We start from the raw sequence: 22,341 nt of genomic DNA, 5'->3' as shown, positions 1-22,341 counted from the left end.
AAGCGCTGAATTGGATATTCAGCGTCTTTGCCTTTCATAGGGCTATGAATGTTTAATTTAAGTTAAAACTCGACTTCAATCATTAAGAATAATAAAATTGGAGGTCAAATACGTTGCACGATAATGAATATCGGATTCTCGTCATCAACCCAGGCTCGACATCCACGAAAATCGGGGTTTTCGATAATGATATTTCTATATTTGAAAAAACAATTCGTCATGATTCAGAGACAATCAACTCTTTTTCAAATATTATTGATCAATATGAATTTAGAAAAACAACAATTTTGGAAACAATGGATAATGAAGGGATAAATATTTCCAAACTGTCGGCTGTATGTGGACGTGGGGGATTACTACGTCCAATCGAAGGGGGTACCTATGCAGTTAATGATGTGATGTTAACAGATTTACGGTCTGGTTATGCAGGGCAGCACGCATCCAATCTTGGCGGGATCATTGCTTACGAAATTGCTTCTGGTTTAAATATTCCTTCTTTTATCGTTGATCCAGTTGTTGTTGATGAGCTTGAACCAATTGCGAGAATTTCTGGATTTTCCTTAATTGAACGGAAAAGTATCTTTCATGCTTTGAATCAGAAGGCCGTTGCAAGAAGGGTTTCAAAGGAATTAGGGAAAAAATACAGCGACTTAAATTTAATTGTAACCCATATGGGTGGTGGCATTACCGTGGGTGTGCATAAGCAAGGGAAGGTCATTGATGTAAACAATGGTCTTCATGGGGATGGACCCTTCAGCCCAGAACGTTCCGGAACAGTTCCTGTAGGGGATTTAGTAGCCCTATGTTATTCTGGTGAATATTATCGGGAAGAAATTATGAAAATGCTGGTTGGTCAAGGCGGTCTTGTAGGTTATCTCGGCACCAATGATGCGGTAAAGGTAGAGCAGCGAATTACAGCAGGCGATAAAGAAGCAATGCTTATTTATGACGCAATGGCCTATCAAGTGGCTAAGGAAATTGGGGCTGCTAGTGCTGTTCTCTCTGGAAAAGTGGATGCGATTGTTCTAACTGGAGGGCTCGCCTACGGGAAAGGGTTTGTGAAATCAATTACCGATAGGATCAATTGGATTGCTGACGTAATGGTTCAACCGGGTGAAAATGAACTACAAGCACTTGCTGAAGGTGCACTGCGAGTCTTAAGAGGCGAAGAAGAGGAAAAAATTTATCCTGGGAATTTTAAAACAGTTAAAATTTAAGGTTATGGGGAGGAAAAAAGAGTGGCACAAGAATATGATTTGGTAGTTCTTGGCGGGGGTACTGGCGGCTATGTTGCCGCAATTAGGGCCTCTCAGCTTGGCTTAAAAACAGCGATTGTTGAAAAAGGAAAGCTTGGCGGGACATGTCTGCATCAAGGGTGTATACCAAGTAAGGCACTTCTTAGGAGCGCAGAGGTTTTTGCAACAGCAAAACATAGTGAGGATTTCGGTGTTATTACTAGTGATGTATCGATAAATTTTGGTAAAGTACAAGAGAGAAAAAATAAAATTATTGACCAGCTTCATAAAGGTGTACAGCATTTAATGAAACAGGGCAAAATTGATGTCTATGAAGGTATAGGAAGAATCTTAGGACCGTCCATTTTTTCTCCGATGCCGGGAACTATTTCTGTTGAAATGAATAATGGGGAAGAAAACGAAATGCTTCTACCTAAAAATGTGATTATTGCCACAGGTTCAAGACCAAGGACACTTTCAGGTCTTGAGATTGATCGAGAATATGTGATGACATCTGATGAAGCATTGCAATTAGAGTCACTACCTAATTCCATTATTATTGTTGGTGGTGGTGTAATCGGAATAGAATGGGCGTCTATGCTTCATGATTTCGGTGTTGATGTAACAGTTATTGAGTATGCTGACCGCATTATCCCGACAGAAGATAAAGAAATTTCAAAAGAAATGCAGCGTTTGATGAAGAAAAAAGGAGTTAAACTGGTAACAAGTGCAAAAGTCCTCCCCGAAACAATGGTAAGGGACAATGGAGTAGCAATTTCTGCAGAAGTAAAGGGCACAGTGAAAGAATTTAAAGCGGAAAAAATTCTTGTTTCGGTGGGTCGTCAGGCAAATACAGAAGGAATTGGCCTAGAGAATACAGAAATACAAGTAGAGAAGGGTTTTATTGCAACAAATGAATTCTTCCAAACGAAAGAATCACATATTTATGCGATTGGTGATGTGATTGGTGGATTACAACTTGCCCATGTGGCATCACATGAAGGGATCATTGCTGTCGAACATATTGCCGGAAAGGATCCTTCGCCACTGCAGTATCATTTAGTTTCTAGATGTATCTATAGCAATCCAGAGGTTTCCAGTGTGGGAATAACAGAAGACCAAGCTATAGAAAAAGGTTATAAAGTAAAGACAGGGAAGTTTTCTTTCCGTGCGATTGGGAAAGCACTTGTTTTTGGAGAATCTGATGGATTTGTGAAAATTGTTGCGGATGAAGAGACCGATGATATTCTAGGGGTGCATATGATTGGTCCGCATGTAACTGATATGATTACGGAGGCAGGACTTGCGATGGTATTAGATGCAACACCTTGGGAAATCGCGCATACGATTCATCCACACCCAACTCTTTCAGAAGCCATTGGTGAGGCTGCGCTTGCCGTTGATGGGAAAGCGATTCATTCTTAAAAAATCAAAAGTTTAAATCTTTGAAAAAGTGTTAGTGTCTAGCTACAGTGCCTAGGTGCTCGAGACATAAGCCAATCGCTTCGGAAGGCAAAAAGCACGCCTTCTGTCAGCGCTCGTCTTATGCTTGTCGCCCCTGGACAAGGCACTTCCGCTTTTCGAATTTGGGAGGTAAGAAATAAATGACAGAAAAGCGTCATGATGCTTTAGGTTTAAATGACGGAAAAGTATTGGAAATGTACGAAACTATGCTATTGGCCCGCCGGATTGATGAGCGGATGTGGTTATTAAACCGTGCCGGGAAAATTCCCTTCGTTATTTCTTGTCAAGGTCAGGAGGCAGCACAAGTAGGGGCTGCATTTGCGCTTGATCGTGAAAAAGATTATGTTCTTCCGTATTATCGTGATATGGGTGTGGTTTTAACTTTCGGTATGACGCCGAGGGAATTAATGCTTTCAGGTTTTGCAAAAGCAGAAGACCCTAATTCAGGCAGCAGGCAAATGCCAGGCCACTTCGGCCAAAAGAAAAATCGGATTGTCACAGGTTCTTCACCTGTAACAACTCAGGTTCCACACGCTGTTGGAATTGCCCTTGCTGGGAAAATGGAAAGAAAAGATCTCGTAACTTTTGTAACTTTCGGAGAGGGCTCTTCTAACCAAGGGGACTTTCATGAGGGTGCCAACTTTGCAGGTGTACATAAACTTCCTGTTATTTTTATGTGTGAAAATAACAAGTACGCTATCTCCGTTCCAATCGAAAAACAATTGGCGTGTGAAAAAGTTTCCGACCGTGCGATTGGTTATGGTATGCCTGGGTTCACTGTTGATGGGAACGATCCACTAGAGGTTTATAAAGCTGTGAAGGAAGCAGCAGAGCGCGGTCGACGCGGTGAAGGACCTACGTTGATTGAAACCATTTCTTATCGTCTAACACCACACTCTTCTGATGATGACGACCGTTCCTACCGTGCACCAGATGAGGTTGCCAAAGCAAAAACCCAAGATCCAATTATTACCTTTGGAGCATATTTGAAGGAAACAGGTGTCATGGATGATGCATTAGAAAAAGAAATTAATGACCGCGTAATGAAGCTTGTCAATGAGGCGACAGACTATGCAGAAAATGCACCGTACTCTGCACCTGAAGATGCGCTGAAATTTGTTTATGCGGACTTGTAAGGGGGATGAAACATGGCGATAATTTCATATATTGATGCCATTACAATGGCAATGCGAGAAGAAATGGAAAGAGATCCAAAGGTTTTTGTCCTTGGTGAAGATGTTGGATTAAAAGGCGGGGTATTTAAGGCAACCCAAGGATTATATGACCAATTTGGGGAAGAACGAGTCATTGATACACCACTTGCTGAATCAGCAATTGCTGGCGTAGGAATTGGTGCAGCGATGTATGGCATGCGGCCGATTGCCGAAATGCAATTTGCCGACTTTATCATGCCGGCAGTGAATCAAATTATTTCAGAAGCAGCGAAAATCCGCTATCGTTCGAACAATGACTGGAGTTGTCCGATGGTGATTCGTGCTCCTTATGGCGGCGGTGTTCACGGTGCACTTTATCATTCCCAATCTGTTGAGGCAGTATTTGCAAATCAGCCTGGATTAAAAATTGTTATGCCTTCCACACCTTACGATGCAAAAGGGCTGTTAAAGGCAGCTGTCCGTGACAATGATCCAGTATTATTTTTCGAGCATAAGCGGGCGTATCGATTAATTAAAGGTGAGGTACCTACAGATGATTACACCCTTCCAATTGGGAAAGCGGATGTAAAGCGCAAAGGAGAAGATATTACCGTCATTACGTATGGTCTATGTGTTCATTTTGCCCTTCAAGCAGCAGAAAAATTAGCGAAAGATGGTATCTCCGCTCATATTCTTGATTTGAGAACTGTCTATCCTCTGGATAAAGAAGCCATCATTGAGGCGGCATCGAAAACTGGTAAAGTTCTTCTTATTACAGAGGATACAAAAGAAGGCAGTATTATTAGTGAAGTGGCTGCAATCATTGCAGAAAATTGCTTATTCGAATTAGATGCACCAATTATGAGGTTAGCTGGACCAGATGTACCGGCCATGCCGTATTCGCCAACAATGGAAAAATTCTTTATGGTAAATCCAGATAAGGTAGAAAAAGCGATGCGCGAACTAGCTGAGTACTAAAACGAAAAGCCCTGGCATCTTGGGTACAGCGCCAGAGCTGGACAATAGGAGTGTGTATATAGTGGTAATTGAACAAATCAAAATGCCTCAGTTAGGGGAGAGCGTTACCGAAGGTACGATAAGTAAATGGCTTGTATCTGTAGGAGATAAAGTAAATAAATACGACCCCCTGGCAGAAGTTATGACAGATAAGGTAAATGCGGAAATCCCATCCTCCTTTACAGGTGTAATAAAGGAACTAATTGCTGAAGAAGGGGATACCTTAGCAGTTGGGGAGCAAATTTGCACGATAGCGTTGGAGGGTGGAACAATTGAAGAAGTTCCTGAAGCATCTGTTGCAGCAAGCCCGAGCGCACCATCAAGTGCCTCGGAAAATGTGGAACAAGCTGATCAAGGCAACAAAGCACGTTACTCGCCTGCCGTCCTAAAAATCTCTCAAGAACATGGCATTGATTTAACTAGGGTGTCAGGCACCGGTGCAGGTGGACGAATTACGAGGAAAGATCTTTTAAAACTAATCGAATCAGGTAATATTCCTGAATCAGGACAAAATGTAGAAGCTAAAAATGAGCCCGCTGTTACCAAGGCAACAAATCAAGAAGCGGCTCAGCCAGTTGTTGCGCCAACGGCACCTGCTCAAGCTGTGAATATTCCAGTAGCCGTTGGCGACATTGAAATTCCAGTCACAGGTATTCGTAAAGCAATTGCCGCAAATATGCTTAGGAGCAAACACGAAGCACCGCATGCTTGGACAATGATTGAAGTGGACGCCACGAATTTGGTGGAGTACCGTAACTCGATAAAAGATGAGTTTAAGAAAAATGAGGGCTTTAATTTAACTTTCTTTGCATTCTTTGTGAAGGCTGTTGCACAGGCGCTAAAAGAATTCCCGCAAATCAATTCGATGTGGGCAGGAGATAAAATCATTCAAAAGAAAGATATCAATATTTCCATTGCAGTAGCAACAGATGACGCCCTTTATGTTCCTGTCATTAAACAGGCCGATGAAAAAACGATTAAAGGAATTGCGCGTGAAATATCTGAGCTCGCTGTCAAAGTAAGAACAGGGAAACTAAGGTCTGAAGATATGCAAGGCGGAACCTTCACGGTGAACAATACGGGTTCTTTTGGATCTGTTCAATCCATGGGTATCATCAATTACCCACAAGCGGCTATTCTTCAAGTTGAGTCTATCGTCAAACGACCAGTCGTCATGAATAATGGAATGATTGCTGTTCGTGACATCGTAAATTTATGTATGTCACTCGATCACAGAGTATTAGACGGGCTCGTTTGCGGACGTTTCTTACAACGTGTGAAGGAAATACTGGAAAATACATCTAAATCAACGACTTCGATTTATTAAAACATCATCACCGCTGCCAATGATAGCAGCGGTTGTTTGTTTTTAGATTGCTTGAAATGTGTTTGTACCATAAAATAGTAGTAGGTAGAATTATTTGAATTTTAATTCAATTGAGTGGAGAGGGGGATGAGGAGTTTGGAAAATTTAAAGAATCAGTCTTTTTCTTCAATATCAGAACAAGCATGGACAGAAAAAGCAGAGCAATCCTTAAAAGGAAAGTCGGTTGAATCTTTACAAACTACTACATATGAAAATATTATTTTGAAACCGCTTTATACCCGCCAAGATGAGTGTCCGGTACCGGAATATCCAGGAGGTTCGGATTTTAGAAGAGGGATATATCCATTAGGTTACCTGACAAATGATTGGAAGGTTGCCCAACGACTATCCTGCAAATCGGTAGAAGAGCTGCAGGCGAAACTCCATCAATTATTTAAAAAAGGTCAATCAGCCATTTCATTTAATGTCTCGAAAAGTCTGTTAGGTGGGAGTCAAAACCTAGGAAAAATTTTAGCAGATTCATATACTCAATATCCATTTTCAATTGACGCTAAAGAATTACAATCCACTTTTCTCACTGAATTAGAATTAATAGTAGAAGAAGATGCTAGCGAAAAAATCAGTGGATATATTGGTTCAGATCCAGTTGCAATTTTTGCTAAAGAAGGAGTGATTTCAGAAGCAATTTTTAAAGATTGGGTAAATAACATTAGTAACGCTGCTGAAAAGTTTCCTAACTTGCGTACAATTCTAATTGATACTAGTGCCTATCATAATGGTGGTGCAAGTGCAGCTCAAGAACTGGGGATTGCAATAGCTGAAGGGATATTCTATCTTGAACATCTTCAGGATGCAGGCATGGATTTAGATGCGATTTTTACAAAAATGATTTTCCAATTCTCTATTGGCAGCAATTTTTTCATGGAAATCGCAAAGCTTCGAGCTGCACGAGTCCTATGGAGCCGTGTGAGCAGTGTTTATGGAGCTAATGAAGATAAGTCCAGAATGAATATTGCTGCTGAAACTTCTACTATAACAAAAACTTTACATGACCCTTATGTTAACCTCCTCCGGGCTGGAAATGAAGCTTTTGCGGCTGTGGTTGGGGGCATTCAGTACTTACATGTGAGTCCTTTCGATGATCTCACAGGTGTCACTTCGTTTTCGGATAGAATTGCTAGAAATACTCAATTGATTTTGAAGGAAGAAGCACAGCTGCAGAAAGTTATTGATCCTGCTGGAGGTTCTTGGTATGTGGAACATCTAACAAATGAGCTTGCTGAAAAAGCTTGGGGATTTTTTCAACGTATTGATGCACATGGAGGCATTTTAGAAGTACTAAAATCTAAATGGTTGCAGCAAGAGATAGCAGCGGTCTATGAAAAAAAGATTGATGATATTCAAACAAGAAGGAAAAGTATTGTTGGTACAAATGTCTATGCCAATCTGGATGAAATGGTTACATATAAAAGCCTGCCAGAGAAAAATTCATATTTTGCAAATGGGAAAAACTCGTTAATTAATATAGAGGCTATTCCAGACCGTAGATTGGCAGAACCATTCGAAGAATTACGAAAAAAGTCATTTGATTTCGAAGGAAAATTAGGATCTAAGCCCTCTGTAGGGATGATTTGTCTCGGTGGATTAAAGCAGCATAAAGCAAGGCTGGATTTTATGAAGGGATTTCTCGCAGCCGGAGGTTTGAAAGCGGTTAAAAGTAATTCTATTATATCTGTTGAGAATGCCAGACAATTCGTTTTAGAACATCCTGCAAAGCACTATTGCTTATGCGGAACGAATGATCAATATGAAATAATTGGACATGGCATCTTAAATGTCCTTAAAACTGAATTTCCTGAGCGGACTTTTTACTTAGCAGGACTGCCAGAAAAAGAAAAACAGGACCTTTGGATGGATGAAGGTATTAAGCAGTTTATCCATATGAAAAGCAATTGCTATGAAACGCTGTTGTCCATTCTTAGTGAGTTGGAGGTGAGTAAGGTTGAAGAAACAAAAGCCTGATTTTCAAAATATATCCTTATTTGACGAACAGAAATTTATTAACAAAGAAGAGTGGCAGCAAAAAGTCGATCAAGAAATAAATGGTGTGATTGATGATTTACTGTTTGAGACAAATGAACAAATTAGTCTAAAACCGCTCTATACAAGCGAGGATCGTAAAGACCTTCCGCATATTGATGATCTTCCCGGGCTCCCTCCTTATACAAGAGGACCGTATCCAACCATGTATGTCAACCGTCCATGGACAGTTAGACAATATGCAGGTTTTTCAACAGCTGAGGAAAGCAATGCTTTCTATCGTCGAAATCTAGCTATGGGACAAAAGGGATTATCGGTTGCTTTTGATTTAGCCACACATCGTGGCTATGACTCCGACCATCCACGAGTGGTCGGTGATGTCGGTAAAGCAGGGGTAGCGATCGATTCCATCCTTGATATGAAGACATTGTTTGAGGGAATACCGTTAGACCAGATGTCCGTATCAATGACCATGAACGGGGCAGTGCTGCCGATCCTTGCCTTTTTCATCGTGACCGCTGAAGAACAAGGTGTAAGTCAGGAGAAACTGGCTGGTACCATTCAAAATGACATTTTAAAAGAATATATGGTCCGAAACACTTATATTTATCCGCCTGAAATGTCTATGAAAATAATTGCTGATATCTTTGAATATACGTCAAAATACATGCCAAAGTTTAATAGTATTAGTATTTCCGGTTATCATATGCAGGAGGCGGGGGCACCAGCTGATTTAGAATTGGCATACACGCTTGCAGATGGCTTGGAATATGTACGAACAGGTCTGAAGGCTGGTATTGAAATCGATTCATTTGCGCCCAGATTGTCCTTTTTCTGGGCAATTGGGATGAATTACTTCATGGAAGTAGCTAAGATGCGCGCTGCTCGATTGATTTGGGCAAAAATGATGAAATCATTTTCTCCAAAAAACGAAAAATCATTAGCGTTACGGACACATTCGCAAACATCCGGCTGGAGTTTGACCGAGCAAGATCCGTTTAATAATGTCACTCGTACGTTGATAGAAGCCCATGCGGCTGCAATGGGGCATACCCAATCCCTGCATACGAACGCCTTGGATGAAGCAATCGCACTGCCAACCGATTTTTCTGCACGTATTGCCCGTAACACACAATTATTTTTACAAGAGGAAACGGGGATTACCAATGTCATTGATCCATGGGCAGGCTCTTACTACGTTGAAAAATTAACTGATGAGTTGGTTTATAGAGCGTGGACACATATTGAAGAAATAGAAAATCTCGGTGGAATGGCCAAGGCGATTGAAACAGGCCTGCCAAAGATGAGAATTGAAGAAGCTGCAGCCAGAAGACAGGCACAAATTGATTCTGGGAAGGAAACAATTATCGGTGTCAATCGCTATCGACTAGAAAAGGAAGAAGCCATTGATATTTTAGATATTGATAATACAGCAGTTCGGTTAAAACAAATTGAAAAATTAACTGCATTAAAAGCTAATCGCGATGAGAAGAAAGTAAAAGAAACGCTTACAGAATTAACGAAAGCCGCAGAAACTGGTGAACAGAATTTATTAGAATTGGCTGTACAAGCAGCAAGGGCGAGAGCCACACTTGGGGAAATTTCTGATGCAATTGAGCAAGTGGCTAGCAGACATAAGGCAGTAATTCGTTCAATCAGCGGCGTGTATAGTACAGCTTTTAGCAATGAAGAAGAAATTGATGCAGTGAAAAAAATGACGGATGAATTCTTAGAAAATGAAGGCAGAAGACCAAGAATACTGATTGCCAAAATGGGTCAGGATGGCCATGACCGCGGTGCCAAAGTAATTGCTACGGCCTTCGCTGACCTTGGATTTGATGTCGATATTGGCCCTTTATTTCAAACTCCAGAAGAAACAGCGATGCAAGCCGTTGAAAACGATGTTCATGTGATTGGGATAAGTTCGCTTGCTGCAGGTCATAAAACGCTTCTCCCGCAATTGGTGGAGGAATTAGTGAAACTTGGCAGAGACGATATTTTGGTGGTGATTGGCGGTGTCATTCCAGCACAGGATTATCAATTTTTATATGACCACGGTGCTTCAGCTATCTTTGGACCGGGGACAATTATTCCGGTTGCCGCACAAAAGGTCGTCAAGGAGATTTATCACAAACTCGGTTATGAGGAAGTGTCTCAATAATGTCCTCTAATCAAAAACCGGAATGGAGCGATCCGAACCAACCAGATAAATGTTCAAGTGTGATAAGAAAAGGTCAAGAGCATGAGGGTCAAGCAGCATCCATTCAACCAAATATTCGCTTTCAAAAACGAAGAACCTCGGAACCGACGGTGGAAGAGCTTTATGAAGGAGTAATAAGGGGCGATAGGAGTCTTTTAGCTAGGGCGATTACGCTTGTTGAGAGCAATGCAGAACAGCATTTTCAAAAAGCACAACAACTCCTGCAGAAACTCCTGCCTAAAAGTGGTCAAGCTATCCGGATTGGAATTACAGGTGTTCCAGGTGCAGGGAAAAGTACTTTTATTGAGACCTTTGGTACGTACCTTTGCAGCTTAGGACATCGTGTAGCCGTATTAGCCATTGATCCAAGTTCGAGCATAAGCGGCGGCAGTATCCTTGGTGACAAGACAAGGATGGAGCAGTTATCAAGGAACCCTCGCGCCTTTATCCGTCCTTCTCCAACTGCAGGAAAACTAGGCGGGGTGCATCGGAAGACGAGAGAGGCGATGTTAATTTGTGAGGCAGCCGGTTTTGATGTCATCTTAATCGAAACTGTCGGGGTTGGGCAAAGTGAAGTCATTATTAGAGATATGGTAGACTTTTTCATGCTGTTAGTTCTTACAGGTGCTGGCGACGAATTGCAAGGGATGAAAAAAGGGATTATGGAGTTGGCTGATGCCGTCCTTGTTCACAAAGCCGATGGGGAGAACAAACAAATCGCTGAGCAGACGAGAAAAGAGTATAACCGTATCCTTCATTTTCTTCATCCCGCCACCAAGGGATGGGCTACTAAAGCCTATACGTGTTCTTCTTTGACTCAAGAGGGGATAAGCGATATTTGGAATGTCATACAGTCCTTTGAGCAAAATGGTAAAACATCAGGTGTGCTATTTGAAAGAAGAAGAACCCAGGCGAAAGAATGGCTCTATTCGCTGATTACTGACCAACTTCAATTTCATTTTTTTCATCATAATGGCGTGAAAAGTGCCCTATCTACTTTAGAAAATGAAGTAATTGCTGGAGAAAAGACAGTAGCTACGGCAGTTGATGAGTTATTTACTATTTATTTAGGATAGAAAAGTGAAGCGTCCATTAAATTCTTCTAAAGTATTAAGATTCTACATTTGAAAAAAACATATTTTTACTGTTAATATGTAGGTATAGGCATAAATCTAAGGAGTGAATTTAATGAGCATGGATTTTAATTTCTTTATGAATGATGTTGTGAAACAGGCACGTCAAGAAATCGTGTCTGCAGGATATAAAGAATTGACAACACCTGAGGAAGTGGAAGCAGCACTTGACCAAAAAGGGACTACTTTAGTAATGATTAATTCCGTCTGTGGTTGTGCTGGCGGTGTGGCACGTCCCGCAGCAGCACATGCCCTTCATTATGATAAGCGCCCTGATCAATTTGTCACTGTTTTTGCAGGACAGGATAAGGAAGCAACTGAAAAGGCAAGAAGCTATTTCACTGGTTATCCACCATCCTCACCGTCTTTTGCTCTATTAAAGGACGGTAAGATTATTTCAATGGTGGAAAGACATCAAATAGAGGGCTATGACCCTGCAACAGTTGTATCAAAACTTCAAAACGAATTTGATCAACATTGTGAAGAAGTATAATAAATGAATACAGAAAAAGCTAAATCATAAATTGATTTGGCTTTTTTTCTTGTCGAAATGAAATTTTTAATGTATATTTATTAATTATTTCGCAATTTTAGTCATAATATAGAGGAGTTTTTCATCATGAAGAATGTATTAAAAAATTATTTAGAAAAAATTCAAAATAGATTATGGGAGATTAGTGATACACTATACCATCATCCCGAATTAGGGGATCAAGAATTTGAATCTAGTAAACGGTTAATAGAGTTTCTTGAAGAACATAAGTTTGTTGTTGAAAAAGGGATCGTTGGCCGACCTACATCGTTTAAAGCCGTTTATGATAGCAAGAAGGATGGCCCAACAATTGCTTATTTATCTGAATACGACGCGTTACCTGAAGTTGGACATGGGTGCGGCCATAATTTGATAGGGACGATGAGTGCCGGGGCTGGAGTGACTTTAAGTAAAGTGGTAGATGAAATTGGCGGGCGTGTTGTTGTTTTAGGAACACCTGCTGAAGAAACAAACGGTGCCAAAGTTCCGATGGCTGAACAAGGCATTTTTGATGATATCGATGCTGCGATGATTTTACATCCTGCTGATGAATCCTATGAAAGTGGTGAATCTCTAGCAATGGATGCAATTCAGTTTGATTTCCGAGGCAGGACCAGTCATGCGGCGGCTTCCCCAGAGATGGGAATTAATGCATTGGATGCTGTATTACAATTATTTAATGGGATCAATGCACTGCGTCAACATGTAACTTCAGATGTTAGAATTCATGGAATTATTAAAGAAGGTGGAGTAGCAGCGAATATCGTCCCTGATAAAGCTGTAGCTCAGTTTTATGTTCGTGCCAAGGACCGTAGCTATTTAAATGAAGTGGTTCAAAAGGTAATTGGCATTGCAAAAGGGGCATCTTCCATGACAGGGGCAGAGGTTCATATTGAAAACTATGAATTGAGCTATGATAATATGGTGACCAATGAAACCCTCTCGCAGTTATTTACTGACAATCTCTTAAGTACAGGTGTTAAGCAAGTAAAGAAAGCAAAAGATTCATACGGTTCCATTGATATGGGAAATGTCAGTCATGTTGTGCCAGCCATTCACCCTTATATTGGTCTTGATTCGCCTGGATTAATTGCTCACACAAGGGAATTTGCTGACTTAACAATCACTGATAACTCCCACCAGATTCTATCAAGAGGAGCTTTGGCCCTTGCCTTAACTGGATATGATTTAATAACTAACAAAGAAGCATTGAAAAAAATGAAAAATGAATTTAGTCAAACAGTGATAAGTTAACTTTATTTTTAAAAGCATCTCTTCTCACAGAGGTGCTTTTTTATATGTATATTAATATTATTTTAATATAATTGGGTGCAGAATTTTTAGAATATTTTTATATTAGAAAAATATCTTTTCAAAATAAAATCTATGTGTTAATATTCGTTTTGTTGAATAAAAATTCAAATCAGAGAAGGCAGATAATATTTATCATAGGAGGATATATCATGAAAAAAACAGTTTTATTTTTTACGATGATTTTAACATTAGTGGTTTTGGCTGCTTGCGGTCAGAGCAATAAAGACGGCGCAAATGGAGAAAAAACAGCAGATAAGAAAGTATTAACAATGGCTACTTCAGCAGATTTTGCTCCATTTGAATCAAGAGACCCATCAGGTAAGGTCGAGGGCTTTGATATTGATTTAGCTAATGCCATTGCTAAAGAATTAGGTTACACACTAGATATAAAAGACATGAAGTTTGATGGTTTAGTCGGTGCATTACAGGCAAAACGAGTCGATATGGTACTTGCTGGTATGTCAGCAACAGAAAAGCGCAAGCAAAATGTTGATTTCTCAACAGCATATAACCATTCAGGTGAGATGTTTATCACGCTAAAAGATTCTAAGATTAAAACAATTGATGATCTTAAAGGAAAAACAGTTGGTGTACAGTTGGGAACCATTCAAGAAGAGGGTGCAAAAACCCTTCAAAAAAAGGTTGATTTTACACTGAAGCCATTAGATAATGCAACAACTTTAATTCAAGAACTATTATCAAATCGAATCCAGGTTGCTTATATGGATAAATCAGTTGCAACAGGATATATAAAGGAACAAGGTTTAGCCGGATTTGATGATCCTACAACAAGCTCTCCAGGAATGGCTGTCGCTTTTCCTAAAGGTAGTGACTTAACTGAAAAAGTAAATAAAGTTCTTAAAGATATGGAAGAGAATGGAAAGCTCCAAGAATTAAAGGACAAGTGGTTAAAAGACCAGCAATAAGCATAAACTGAATTTCAACAAGACTAGTGCTGCAAAGAAAATTATAAAGTGAGGTGTAAGGCATGAATTTGGATTTTAGCCAAATTGTGCCTTATATTCCTTTTATTTTAGAGGGAATATGGGTTACATTAAAATTTGTTATTATTTCTATTATTGTAGGTTTTATCCTTGGTACAATTTTAGCTTTGTGTAAAATATCACGAATCAAAGCATTAAATTGGTTTGGGGATCTTTATACATCTATTTTTCGAGGGACACCATTAATTTTACAATTGATGTTAATTTATTTTGCCATTCCGCAATTAACAGGTTATGACATTTCACCATTTTTATCATCAATCTTAGCTTTTGGCTTAAATTCATCAGCTTATGTTTCGGAGATTATCAGGGCCGGAATTCAAGCAGTGGATAAAGGTCAAACCGAAGCAGCCCAAGCATTAGGAGTTCCTTATCGACTTATGATGAAGGACTTGATATTACCACAAGCACTAAAAAATATTTTACCTGCACTTATGAATGAATTTATTACCTTAACCAAAGAATCAGCGATTGTCTCGACGATTGGTTATTTAGACTTGATGCGTCGTGCACAGGTTGTTGGAGCGGATACGTATCGAAATTTTGAACCATTAATTTTTGTCGGTCTCATCTATTGGATTTTAGTTATGGTGCTTACTTTGGCAGGTAAACGGTTTGAACGGAGGCTGAAGTACAGTGATTAAAGTGGAAAACCTATATAAACAGTTCGGCAATAACGAAGTATTAAAAAATATTTCTACAAATATTGATAGTGGAGAGGTTGTCTCGATTATTGGACCATCGGGTTCTGGTAAATCTACCTTTCTTCGCTGCTTAAATTTATTAGAGACACCAACAAAAGGGAAAGTTTGGATTAATAATCAAGAGCTTACCGATAGCAAAACGAATATCATGAAAGTGCGTGAACAAATCGGCATGGTTTTTCAACACTTTTATTTATTTCCACATCTGTCGGTTTTGGATAACTTAACTTATGCACCGATGAAAGTAAAGGGCGATTCACGGGAACTTGCTGAGAAAAAAGCCCGGGAATTGCTTGCACGCGTCGGTCTTACTGAGAAAGAAAAAGCCTTTCCGAATAATTTATCAGGTGGACAGAAGCAGCGAGTGGCGATCGCTCGTGCACTTGCGATGGAACCGAAGTTAATGTTATTTGATGAGCCAACATCTGCACTTGACCCAGAGATGGTAAAAGAAGTACTTAATGTTATGAAAGATCTTGCGCAATCAGGAATGACGATGGCCATTGTTACCCATGAAATGGGTTTTGCTCGTGAAGTTTCTGACCGGATTATCTTCCTTGATGAAGGGGTATTATTAGAAGAAGGATCTCCTGATGAATTCTTTAATAACCCTCGGACTGACAGGGCTAAGGACTTTTTAGAAAAAGTATTGTAGAGAATCGGAATCATAAATATGGGGCATTCTTGCAAAAGAATGCTTTAATAGGGATATGCTAAAGATGGTCTTAACGATCATCTTTTTATTTTTTTATAATTTGGAGAGGTAACTATGAAATTTCGGATTGGATACCGGACAATTAAAACAGCTGTTGGGACAGCCATTTCAATTTTACTTGCTCAGCAGTTAGGACTGCAGAACTTTGCTTCTGCAGGAATACTTACCATACTATGTATACAGGTGACAAAGCGGAGGTCGCTCAGTACGGCATGGGCTCGTTTTTTAGCCTGTGTACTAGCGATGCCTTTTTCTGCCGTTTTTTTCGAGGGAATCTCCTATCATCCAATTGTAATTGGGATTATGTTATTTTTCTTTATTCCGACGATAGTCATGCTGAAGGCGCCTGACGGTATTGTGACAAGCAGTGTTATTATTTTACATATTTATATGGCAAAAAAAATAACCTTGGCCATTTTTCTAAATGAGCTTGGGGTAATCACGATTGGAATTGGGGTCGCATTACTTATTAATCTTTATATGCCAAGTGTCGATAAAAAACTAAAGGATTATCAAAGTGAGATCGAGGAGAATTTTAAAATCATCTTTGTTGAAATGGTACGTTATTTACGGACTGGGGATAGTAATTGGGATGGAAAAGAGATTACGATGGGTGCTCGTCTGCTTGATGAAGCAATAGCAATAGCCCTTCAGGATGTTGAAAATCATTTTTTACGAGATGAGAATATATTTTTTCATTATTTTAAAATGAGACAAAAGCAATTTGAAATTATCGAACGTGTTTTACCTATTGTTACCTCCATTACTCGAACGGTAAAGCAGGGGCATATGGTAGCTGAGTTTCTAGAAGAACTTTCTGAAAATGTCCATCCTGGTAATACAGCCTATATTTATCTTGAAAAATTAAGAGAAATGAAAAAGGAATTTGAGGAAATGGAGCTCCCAAAGACAAGAGAAGAATTTGAAACGCGGGCTGCTCTGCTGCAGCTAGTAAATGAAATGAACGAATATCTGATTATTAAAAGTTCATATAAGGGAATAAAAACAACGGCTAAAGTGAATGAACAGAAGAAGATTGAAGCAAACTAGGGAAAAAAAGGCAGGTGGCTGCTTTGATAAAAATTTTATCGCCAATCCTGATTGCTTTTTTCATGTCACCACTTTGGCCATTGGGGCCAAACCCTATGCCAGGCGATCCATTTCTTATTGTGAATAAAAGTAAAAATGAAATGGCTTTTATTAATGAAAACAAAGTACAAACGGTTGTAAGTGTCGGGACGGGAAAAACACAAGAGTTGACGCCTGAAGGTCTTTTTACCATTACGGTAAAGGCCAAAGAACCTTATTTTCGGAAAGGGAATATCCCTGGAGGAGATCCTAAGAATCCACTGGGAGCAAGATGGATTGGCTTTGATGCAAAGGGAACCGATGGCAGAACCTATGGCATCCATGGAACGAATCAGCCAGCTTCAATCGGAAAATATGTCTCTCAAGGCTGTATCCGCACTCAAAATGAAGTGGTTACCTCGTTATTTCCCGTCATTCCATTAGGAACAAAAGTATTAGTGATTTCTTCCAAAAAATCATATGAGACACTTGCAAAAGATCATGGAGCAATTAAATAGGAAAAGGGACTGTTCAAATGGGAACAGTCCCTTTTTTTATATTATGACAGAAATTGACCAATTCCAATGAGTAGTGTTGAGGCAAGCATAGCAAATAACATTAAATAAACAATGATTTTTCTCGTTTTCTTACTTTTCAAAATGGGTACCTCCCTTAGCAGATTGAAACTTTACTTATATTGTACAAGGAAATGCAAAAATGAACAACGGAACAACTAAGTAATTAAGGAAGGATTTATGAACTTTTTAACGAATAAGATTATTGTCGAATAAATTTTAATATTTAGAACAGAGGGGTAAAAAATGATTAAAAAAGTCGACCATATTGGAATTGCGGTGAAGTCTATCGAGAAAGCGCTTCCTTTTTATACTGATGTGTTAAATTTGCCTTTGATTGGAATCGAAGAGGTGGATACTCAAAAGGTAAGAGTTGCCTTTTTACAGGCGGGCAGTACAAAGCTTGAACTACTTGAGCCTACATCTGAAGAAAGTGCCATCGCCAAATTTATCGAAAAACGCGGTGAGGGAATTCACCATGTTGCCCTCGGGGTGGACTCGATTGAAGAAAGAATTCACCAAATGAAGGAACAAGGGATACGTATGATTGACGAGCAGTCAAGACCTGGGGCAGGTGGGGCAAATATCGCTTTCATGCATCCAAAATCGACATCTGGGGTTTTATTCGAACTTTGTGAGAAGAAAGGGATGAAGGGGTAAAATGATAGACATCTATGAAAAAATAAATGAGTTGTATGATAAACGCAGAGAGGTTGAGTTGGGCGGCGGCGATGAGAGAATCGAGAAACAACATCAAAAAGGCAAGCTGACTGCTAGAGAAAGAATTGATCTTTTAGTAGACAAAGGAACATTTTTTGAGTTAAATCCTTTCATTGAGCACCGTACGAATGATTTTGGCCTTGATGAACAAAAGGGTCCAGGGGACGGAGTGGTGACTGGATACGGGAAAGTTAACGGTCGTCCCATTTATCTTTTTTCGCAGGATTTTACTGTTTTTGGCGGGGCATTAGGGGAAATGCATGCTAAGAAGATTGCTAATGTGATGGATTTAGCAGCGAAAAATGGAGCACCGTTTGTCGGTTTAAATGATTCCGGTGGGGCACGCATTCAGGAAGGCGTTGTCTCATTAGATGGGTATGGACATATTTTTTACCGAAATGCGATTTATTCCGGTGTCATTCCGCAAATATCGGTAATTATGGGCCCATGTGCGGGCGGTGCAGTCTATTCACCAGCGATTACTGATTTTGTATTTATGGTGGAAAAAACGAGTCAAATGTTTATTACTGGACCTAAAGTCATCGAAACAGTGACAGGTGAGAAGATTTCAGCAGAGGAATTGGGTGGGGCGAATGTGCATAGCTCCATTAGTGGAAATGCCCATTTTCAGGCGGATTCAGAAGAAGAGGTGTTACTAAACGTCCGCAGGCTGTTAAGCTATCTTCCGCAGAATAATGAGGAGAAGGCCCCTAGGTTTGAGGTACAGGATGACGAAGATTATCGTCCGGATTTAATGGATGTTATTCCATTTGATACGGTCCGTCCGTATGATGTCCGCAATGTCATCGAGCAAGTGGTTGACGAGAATAGTTTCATGGAAGTTCAAAAGGATTTTGCTAGAAATATTGTTGTTGGATTTGCACGAATTAAAGGTGAATCTGTAGGCCTTGTTTGTAATCAGCCAAAGGTGATGGCTGGCGGTTTGGATATCGATTCTTCTGATAAAGCGGCTCGCTTTATCAGAACCTGTGATTCTTTTAATATCCCAATCATCACGTTTGAGGATGTGACAGGCTTCTTCCCTGGAGTCAAGCAGGAACACGGGGGAATCATTCGTCACGGGGCAAAAATCTTATTTGCTTATTCCGAGGCGACCGTTCCGAAGTTAACAGTGATTTTAAGAAAAGCTTATGGCGGTGCCTATGTTGCGTTAAATAGTAAATCAATTGGTGCTGATTTGGTATTTGCCTGGCCGAATGCTGAAATTGCGGTTATGGGACCTCAAGGGGCCGCTAATATTATTTTTGCTAAGGAAATTAACAATAGTGAGAATCCAGAACTGACAAGACAGCAGAAAATTGATGAATACCGTGAAAAGTTTGCCAATCCCTATGTGGCAGCGAGCAGAGGGATGGTCGATGATGTCATTGACCCACGTGAAACTAGAATGAAAATTGTCCAAGGTTTAGAAATGCTTAGAAACAAGAAAGAGTCAAGGCCCTATAAAAAGCACGGAAATATTCCGCTTTAATTAAACTCTTTTTTAACCTTTTTGGATGTGCTCTCTATCATTTGATGATACTTTTATTAAAAGGTATACTAAAATAGGAAAAGCGAAAGCGACCTAGGCGCTGGAGCTGGACAATAGTGAGTACATAATTGGAGGTTCAATATAATGGTTAATCAGGAACGTCTATTGAATGAGTTTTTAGAACTTGTGCAAATTGACTCAGAAACAAAATTTGAGACTGAAATTGCCAAGGTATTAAAACAAAAATTTACAGAACTTGGTCTTGAAGTGTTTGAAGATGATACGACTGCTGTGACAGGGCACGGTGCAGGCAATCTAGTTTGTACGCTAGCGGCAACTAAAGAGGGTGTTGACCCGATTTATTTTACTTGTCATATGGATACTGTTACACCAGCTAAAGGTGTAAAGCCTTCTGTAAAAGACGGCTATGTGGTTACGGATGGCACAACAATCTTAGGTGCCGATGATAAAACTGGAATTTCTGTTATGCTTGAAACCATCCGTCAGTTAAAAGAACAAAACCTCCCACATGGTTTGATTCAATTCGTGATTACCGTTGGGGAAGAGTCCGGTCTTGTCGGTGCAAAAGCACTTGATTCCTCACTGATGAAAGCAAAATTCGGTTACGCATTGGATAGCGATGGCTTAGTTGGTAATGTAGTTGTAGCTGCTCCAACACAAGCAAAGGTAAAAGCCATTATTTATGGTAAAACAGCTCATGCGGGTGTTGCACCTGAAAAAGGTGTTTCTGCGATTACGATTGCAGCAAAATCGATTGCGAAGATGCCGTTAGGAAGAATCGATCACGAAACAACTGCTAACATTGGACGCTTTGAGGGCGGTCAAGCAACCAATATCGTTTGTGACCGTGTGGATATTTTAGCTGAGGCCCGTTCACTGATTCCTGAAAAAATGCAAGCCCAGGTAAGCAAAATGAAGGAAGCATTTGAAACAGTGGCAGCAGAAATGGGCGGGAGAGCCGAAGTTAATGTGGAAGTCATGTATCCAGGCTTTAAATTTGGAGAAGGCGACCATGTTGTCGAAGTGGCTCGAAAGGCTGCTGCAAAAATCGGCCGTAGTTGTGAGCTTCAGCATAGCGGCGGCGGCAGTGATGCCAACGTATTTGCTGGCTTTAATATTCCAACTGTCAATCTAGCTGTTGGCTATGAAGAAATTCATACAACCAACGAACGCATGCCAGTGGAAGAATTGTATAAGCTGGCAGAAATGACACTTGCCATTATCGATGAAGTGGCAAATCAATAATCTAATGGAAAGGAGAACCTAACTGTAGGTTCTCCTTTTTGATATACTAAGAGAAGAAAATGTGTTAAGGAAGTGCCAGCATGAAGGAAATGTACCCGAAAAACGGAAAAGTCATTTTACATGTAGATATGAATAGCTTTTATGCATCCGTCGAAATGGCCTATGATTCTAATCTGAAGGGGAAACCACTTGCAATCGCTGGAAATGTGGAGGAACGAAGAGGGATTATTGTCACCTGCAATTACGAGGCAAGAAAATTTGGTGTCAAAACAACGATGGCGCTTTGGGAAGCGAGAAAGCTTTGTCCCCAGTTAATTGTCATGAAACCGAATTTTGAGCGCTATCGTGCCGTTTCTATTGCTATGTTTGAAATTCTCAGACACTATACAGAAATTGTTGAACCTGTTTCGATTGATGAGGGATACTTAGATATAACAGAAAGCTTTGAAAAGGGGAGTCCGATCGAAATCGCTGAAAGTATTCAAAAAAGGATATTAGAACAACTAGATATTCCTTGCAGTATAGGGATAGCACCTAATAAATTTTTAGCGAAAACCGCATCCGATATGAAAAAGCCAATGGGAATTACTATTCTACGAAAACGTGATATTCCCAAAGTTCTTTGGCCGTTGAACACAAACGAAATGCATGGCGTCGGAAAAAAGACAGCCGAAAAATTACAGACGATTGGGATTCATACCATTGGTGAGTTAGCAAAAGGAAATGAGATTCAACTAAAAACACTACTTGGGATTAATGGAATTCGATTAAAAGAAAGAGCCAATGGGATAGATCATCGACCTGTTGACCCGGAAGCAATTGAGGAATTTAAAAGCATCGGCAATTCAACAACCCTTCCTCGTGACGTTAGCAATCAGCAGGAACTATTTCGTGTGTTAACATCATTAGCGGAAACTGTTTCCGTAAGGCTGAAGCGAAAGAAGGTTTTAGCTGGAACACTTGGAATAACTATTCGCTACAAGGATCGAAGAACGATTACCAGAAGTAAAAAACTTCCCAATCCTATTAATCAAAATGAGGACATTTCTTCCTTTGCACAGCAGATTTTTCTAAAAGCTTGGAATGGAGACGCTGTTAGGCTGTTAGGAATTACAGGCAATGATTTAGTGGATCATGACCATGCCTTTAAACAGCTAGATTTATTTTCCTATGAAAAGGATGCCAAAAAAGAGCCTTTACTTAATACACTGTCCAGTCTTCGTGAAAAGTACGGTAAAAAAATCATCGAAAATGCCGCCGGGCGTCAATCTTCTTCTTCCGATAATATCGGTACGGGGACGAGCTTCAATAAAGATTTTCTTCGCAACTTTCCCAATAAAAATCATGATCCATACTAAAAAGCACCGCTTTGTATCGATAA

Annotated in this window: 20 protein-coding genes; 19 read left to right on the top strand and 1 reads right to left on the bottom strand. The window is 40.0% G+C overall.

Annotated elements, in window-relative coordinates; genetic code table 11:
• The first annotated feature begins 113 nt into the window (after positions 1–113).
• The 15 genes from buk to BR30_RS0104780 all read left to right on the top strand — a co-directional run bounded on the left by buk (position 114) and on the right by BR30_RS0104780 (position 17,425).
• Positions 114–1,217, top strand: coding sequence for a butyrate kinase (buk, locus tag BR30_RS0104850; protein WP_026564037.1), 1,104 nt, complete (start codon positions 114–116; stop codon positions 1,215–1,217).
• Positions 1,218–1,238: 21 nt separating this feature from the next.
• Positions 1,239–2,660, top strand: a complete 1,422-nt coding sequence (gene lpdA, locus BR30_RS0104845) for a dihydrolipoyl dehydrogenase (RefSeq protein WP_026564036.1) — start codon at positions 1,239–1,241, stop codon at positions 2,658–2,660.
• A gap of 179 nt (positions 2,661–2,839) precedes the next feature.
• Positions 2,840–3,835: a thiamine pyrophosphate-dependent dehydrogenase E1 component subunit alpha gene (locus BR30_RS0104840; RefSeq protein WP_026564035.1), complete on the top strand. Its 996-nt coding sequence runs from the start codon at positions 2,840–2,842 to the stop codon at positions 3,833–3,835.
• A 12-nt stretch (positions 3,836–3,847) separates the two neighbouring features.
• Positions 3,848–4,831 (top strand): alpha-ketoacid dehydrogenase subunit beta, encoded by a 984-nt coding sequence (locus tag BR30_RS0104835; protein ID WP_026564034.1) that lies wholly within the window; start codon positions 3,848–3,850, stop codon positions 4,829–4,831.
• Positions 4,832–4,892: 61 nt separating this feature from the next.
• Complete coding sequence (locus tag BR30_RS0104830) at positions 4,893–6,197, top strand: dihydrolipoamide acetyltransferase family protein (protein WP_026564033.1); 1,305 nt, start codon at positions 4,893–4,895, stop codon at positions 6,195–6,197.
• Between the two features lie 126 nt (positions 6,198–6,323).
• On the top strand, positions 6,324–8,219 hold the full coding sequence (locus BR30_RS0104825) for a methylmalonyl-CoA mutase subunit beta (protein ID WP_035445029.1): 1,896 nt from the start codon (positions 6,324–6,326) through the stop codon (positions 8,217–8,219).
• Positions 8,200–10,398, top strand: a complete 2,199-nt coding sequence (gene scpA / locus BR30_RS0104820) for a methylmalonyl-CoA mutase (RefSeq protein WP_026564031.1) — start codon at positions 8,200–8,202, stop codon at positions 10,396–10,398. The genes BR30_RS0104825 and scpA overlap by 20 nt, the downstream gene beginning before the upstream one ends.
• Positions 10,398–11,513: a methylmalonyl Co-A mutase-associated GTPase MeaB gene (gene meaB / locus BR30_RS0104815; RefSeq protein WP_026564030.1), complete on the top strand. Its 1,116-nt coding sequence runs from the start codon at positions 10,398–10,400 to the stop codon at positions 11,511–11,513. Before scpA ends, meaB begins: the two co-directional genes overlap by 1 nt.
• Positions 11,514–11,625: 112 nt before the next feature.
• A complete protein-coding gene (locus tag BR30_RS0104810) occupies positions 11,626–12,063 on the top strand; it encodes a BrxA/BrxB family bacilliredoxin (RefSeq protein WP_026564029.1) in 438 nt (145 codons plus the stop codon).
• 126 nt (positions 12,064–12,189) lie between these two features.
• Complete coding sequence (locus BR30_RS0104805) at positions 12,190–13,356, top strand: M20 family metallopeptidase (protein WP_026564028.1); 1,167 nt, start codon at positions 12,190–12,192, stop codon at positions 13,354–13,356.
• A gap of 209 nt (positions 13,357–13,565) precedes the next feature.
• Entirely contained in the window at positions 13,566–14,342 is a 777-nt protein-coding gene (locus tag BR30_RS0104800) for an ABC transporter substrate-binding protein (protein ID WP_026564027.1), read from the top strand.
• A 62-nt stretch (positions 14,343–14,404) separates the two neighbouring features.
• Positions 14,405–15,064: an amino acid ABC transporter permease gene (locus BR30_RS0104795; RefSeq protein WP_026564026.1), complete on the top strand. Its 660-nt coding sequence runs from the start codon at positions 14,405–14,407 to the stop codon at positions 15,062–15,064.
• Complete coding sequence (locus tag BR30_RS0104790; RefSeq protein WP_026564025.1) at positions 15,057–15,779, top strand: amino acid ABC transporter ATP-binding protein; 723 nt, start codon at positions 15,057–15,059, stop codon at positions 15,777–15,779. The genes BR30_RS0104795 and BR30_RS0104790 overlap by 8 nt, the downstream gene beginning before the upstream one ends.
• A 114-nt stretch (positions 15,780–15,893) precedes the next feature.
• Positions 15,894–16,889 (top strand): aromatic acid exporter family protein, encoded by a 996-nt coding sequence (locus tag BR30_RS0104785; protein WP_026564024.1) that lies wholly within the window; start codon positions 15,894–15,896, stop codon positions 16,887–16,889.
• Positions 16,890–16,951: 62 nt separating this feature from the next.
• On the top strand, positions 16,952–17,425 hold the full coding sequence (locus BR30_RS0104780) for a L,D-transpeptidase (RefSeq protein WP_051633458.1): 474 nt from the start codon (positions 16,952–16,954) through the stop codon (positions 17,423–17,425).
• Between the two features lie 41 nt (positions 17,426–17,466).
• Here the strand turns inward: BR30_RS0104780 and prli42 are convergent, their stop codons facing one another.
• Entirely contained in the window at positions 17,467–17,565 is a 99-nt protein-coding gene (gene prli42, locus BR30_RS36490; RefSeq protein WP_155928433.1) for a stressosome-associated protein Prli42, read from the bottom strand.
• Between the two features lie 163 nt (positions 17,566–17,728).
• Between prli42 and mce the strand changes: the two genes are divergently transcribed.
• From mce to BR30_RS0104755, 4 genes are all read left to right on the top strand, one after another.
• Positions 17,729–18,142 (top strand): methylmalonyl-CoA epimerase, encoded by a 414-nt coding sequence (gene mce / locus BR30_RS0104770; RefSeq protein ID WP_026564022.1) that lies wholly within the window; start codon positions 17,729–17,731, stop codon positions 18,140–18,142.
• 1 nt (position 18,143) lies between these two features.
• On the top strand, positions 18,144–19,694 hold the full coding sequence (locus BR30_RS0104765) for an acyl-CoA carboxylase subunit beta (RefSeq protein WP_026564021.1): 1,551 nt from the start codon (positions 18,144–18,146) through the stop codon (positions 19,692–19,694).
• Between the two features lie 144 nt (positions 19,695–19,838).
• The gene (locus BR30_RS0104760) at positions 19,839–20,960 is read left to right on the top strand and encodes a tripeptidase T (protein WP_026564020.1); all 1,122 of its coding nucleotides are present in this window, start codon (positions 19,839–19,841) and stop codon (positions 20,958–20,960) included.
• An 80-nt stretch (positions 20,961–21,040) separates the two neighbouring features.
• Entirely contained in the window at positions 21,041–22,318 is a 1,278-nt protein-coding gene (locus BR30_RS0104755; protein ID WP_026564019.1) for a DNA polymerase IV, read from the top strand.
• The last annotated feature ends 23 nt before the right edge of the window (positions 22,319–22,341 follow it).

Source organism: Bacillus sp. UNC41MFS5 (genome assembly GCF_000686805.1).
This window is presented reverse-complemented; position numbering and strand designations above follow the sequence as displayed.